This window comes from Halochromatium sp. (assembly GCF_046541315.1).
Taxonomy (GTDB): Bacteria; Pseudomonadota; Gammaproteobacteria; order Chromatiales; family Chromatiaceae; genus Lamprobacter.
In genome coordinates this window covers 1-3,398 of the sequence record NZ_JBKHDN010000257.1, presented here as the reverse complement: position 1 = coordinate 3,398, position 3,398 = coordinate 1, and the positions used below count along the sequence as shown (strand labels likewise).

At 67.4% G+C, this 3,398-nt stretch carries 3 protein-coding genes; 2 read left to right on the top strand and 1 reads right to left on the bottom strand.

Going from position 1 to position 3,398, the window contains the following annotated elements; all coding sequences use genetic code 11:
• Positions 1 to 68: 68 nt before the first annotated feature.
• Complete coding sequence (locus ACLFQI_RS12725; RefSeq protein WP_410759862.1) at positions 69 to 683, bottom strand: fasciclin domain-containing protein; 615 nt, start codon at positions 681 to 683, stop codon at positions 69 to 71.
• A gap of 331 nt (positions 684 to 1,014) precedes the next feature.
• Between ACLFQI_RS12725 and ACLFQI_RS12720 the strand changes: the two genes are divergently transcribed.
• Positions 1,015 to 2,499, top strand: a complete 1,485-nt coding sequence (locus ACLFQI_RS12720) for an FAD-linked oxidase C-terminal domain-containing protein (RefSeq protein ID WP_410759861.1) — start codon at positions 1,015 to 1,017, stop codon at positions 2,497 to 2,499.
• 17 nt (positions 2,500 to 2,516) lie between these two features.
• Positions 2,517 to 3,398 (top strand): glycolate oxidase subunit GlcE (glcE, locus tag ACLFQI_RS12715; RefSeq protein WP_410759860.1); only part of this gene is annotated, 882 nt, incomplete at its 3' end.

Below are 3,398 nucleotides of genomic sequence, written 5' to 3'. Positions count from 1 at the left end.
GATCAGGCCGATCAGGCCGACGGCGCGAACGGCCGGCGGGCCTTTGTCCGCCGGCCTACGGCACGCGGTTACAGAATCACGCGGTCGATCACATGGACGACGCCATTACCGGCCACCAGATCGCTCCTGAGGATCTCGGCGCCACCGATACTGAGCCGCGCCGCTGGTGTGCTGAGTTCAAGCGTTTCGCCAGACAGCGCGTCGATCTGTTCGGTCTGCATGAGGTCGGTGATGCCGAGCCGCGCCCGCGCGACGTGGTTGCTGACCAGGTCGGCCAGGGCCTGCGGGTCTTGCCTCAGTGCCTGGCGCTGGTCGTCGGGCAGCGCGTCGAAGGCGGCATTGGTCGGCAGGAAGAGCGTGAAGGGACCGTCCTCCTCCAGCACGTCGTCCATGCCCGCTTGCTCGATGGCTTGTTCGAAGCGGCTGAACAGCGCAGAATCCTGCGTGATATCGAGGATCGTCGTGTCGGCGGCGGCGCCGGTCGGGGTGGGCGGCTCGGAGGCCTCCAACGGCCCGGAGGCCGAGCGGTCGCGGTCGCCGGCCGCGGCGCGCGCCCTGCTGTCCTCGTCGGCGGGCGTGCTGTCTGCGGCCAGGACCGTGAGCGAGCCGAGCGCGATCACGAGCCCGAGTCCAAAGGGGATCGCCCAATGCCGCCGGGTCAAGAAGCTGGATTGTGCATGCATGAGATGTCTCCTTTTGTTGGATTGACGGATGTTATCAAAGGGCATGCAGCGGCCATGCCAGGACCTGTTGGCAGGGCCTCGGCCCGGATCTGCCAGAGAGTTGCCAGAGAGTTGCCAGAGGTTTGCCAGATCGGGCGGGGGATTTAATCCGATCGTGGGTGGATAGGGACCGCCCGACGATCGAAGCCGGGATCGCGGCGGATGGCGACAACGGCGAACGCCAGTGTGTGGATGAGCGCACTGGGGAACACGGCCTGGGGGGAGCACGGCCGGGGTGGCCGAAAGCCACCGTCTGCGATGTCCAGCCGATACCATCGAGCGAAGCCCACTCATGTCCCGCATCCCGGATCGACGCCCGCTAAACCCGAAACCCGAGATCCTCTCCGAGCTGCGCCGGCTGCTGCCCGCCGCGAGCGTGCTCGCGTCCGACGCCGAGCGGGCGCCTTACGAGTGCGATGGGCTGAGCGCCTTCCAGCAGCGGCCGCTGGTGGTGGTGCTGCCGGAAACGGTCGAGCAGGTGCAGGCGATCATGCGGCTCTGCCATCGGCTGGAGGTGCCGGTGGTGGCGCGCGGGGCCGGCACCGGCCTCTCCGGCGGGGCCCTGCCGTTGGCCGATGGCGTGTTGCTGTCGCTGGCGAAGTTCAACCGGATCATCGCGATCGATCCGGCCAATCGCATGGCGCGGGTACAGCCCGGCGTGCGCAATCTGGCGATCAGCGAGGCGGCGGCGCCGCATGGGCTCTATTACGCGCCTGATCCTTCGTCCCAGATCGCCTGCTCGATCGGCGGCAATGTGGCCGAGAACTCGGGTGGGGTGCACTGCCTGAAGTACGGGCTGACGGTGCACAACATCCTCAAGCTGAGGTTGGTCAGCGTTGCCGGCGAGCTGTTTGAGGTCGGCACCGAGGCGCTGGATGCGCCGGGGTTGGATCTGCTGGCCCTGATGACCGGCTCGGAAGGGATGCTGGGCATCATCGTCGAGGTGACGGTGAAGCTGTTGCCGAGGCCGGAGCGGGCGCAGGTGGTGCTCGCTGCGTTCGACAGCGTTGAGCGGGCCGGGGCGGCGGTTGCTCGGATCATCGGCGCCGGCATCGTTCCGGCCGGGCTCGAGATGATGGACAATCCGGCGATTCGCGCCGCCGAGGCCTTTGTGCATGCCGGCTATCCGGTGGATGCCGCCGCCATTCTGATCTGCGAACTCGATGGCTTCAATGCCGAAGTGTCGGTGGAGGTGATGCGGGTGCGCGAACTGCTGCTCGCCGCGGGGGCGAGCGATGTGCGCACGGCGGCCGACGAGGCCGAGCGGCGGCGTTTTTGGCAGGGCCGCAAGGCAGCGTTTCCGGCCGTCGGGCGCATCTCGCCGGATTATTACTGCATGGACGGCACCATCCCACGCCGCGAGCTAGGTCCGGTGTTGAATCGGATTGCCGAACTGTCAGCGGAGTCTGGGCTGGCGGTGGCGAATGTGTTCCATGCTGGCGATGGCAATCTGCATCCCTTGATCCTCTACGATGCGAATAACCCCGGCGAACTCGAGAAGGCAGAGGCGCTAGGCGGTGCGATCCTGGAACTCTGCGTGGAGGTGGGCGGCACGGTGACCGGCGAGCACGGCGTGGGCGTGGAGAAATTGAATCAGATGTGTGTGCAGTTCAACAGCGCGGAATTGACCCAGATGCATGCGGTGAAGGCCGCCTTTGATCCGAAAGGGCTACTGAATCCGGGCAAGGCGGTGCCGACGTTGCATCGCTGCGCGGAATTCGGCGCCATGCACGTCCATCATGGGCAACTGAAGTTTCCCGAGTTGCCGAGGTTTTGAGCGGGCGCTCGACGGCGATGGGTGAACAATCGAATCCGATGACGGAGCAGGCGATCGTCGAGCAGGTCGATGACGCGCGCGTAGCGGGCCGGTCGTTGGCCATCCATGGCGGCAAGACCAAGGCCTTTTATGGCAATCCGGTACAGGCCGATGCACAGCTCGATTGCTCGCCGCATCGCGGCGTCATCGCCTATGAGCCGACCGAGTTGGCAATCACGGTGCGCGCTGGCACGCCCTTGGCCGAGGTCGAGGCGCTGCTGGCGGAGCAGGGGCAGGCGTTTCCCTTCGAGCCGCCGCATTTCGGCGCTCGGGCGACCATCGGCGGGATGGTGGCGGCCGGTTTGTCCGGCCCCCGGCGGCCCTATGCGGCCAGCGTCCGCGATGCAGTGCTCGGGGTGCGGATGCTGAATGGCAAGGGCGAGGTGCTGGCGTTCGGCGGTCGGGTGATGAAGAACGTCGCCGGCTACGACCTGTCGCGCCTGATGGTGGGCTCGCTCGGCGTGCTGGGTGTGCTGCTGGAGGTCTCGATCAAGGTGATGCCCGAGCCGCCCGGGCGGATTACGCTGGTCCAGGAAGAGACTCAGGCGGGGGCGCTGGCGTTGATGCAACGCTGGGCGGGGCAGGCGCTGCCGATCACCGCCACCGCCTGGCTCGATGGGCGGCTGCATGTGCGGGCGGCCGGCAGTGAGGAGGCGCTGAGCGAGACGCGGCGCATCCTCGGCGGGACCGCGATGCCCCCGGGCGAGGCGGATGCCTTCTGGAGCGCGGTGCGCGAGCAACAGCTCGATGGCCTCGCCGGAGAGGAACCGTTGTGGCGGATCTCGGTACCCCCGGCGACCGCCGCAGAGGCGATCCCAGGCGTTGCGCTGATCGAATGGGGCGGCGCCTTGCGCTGGCTG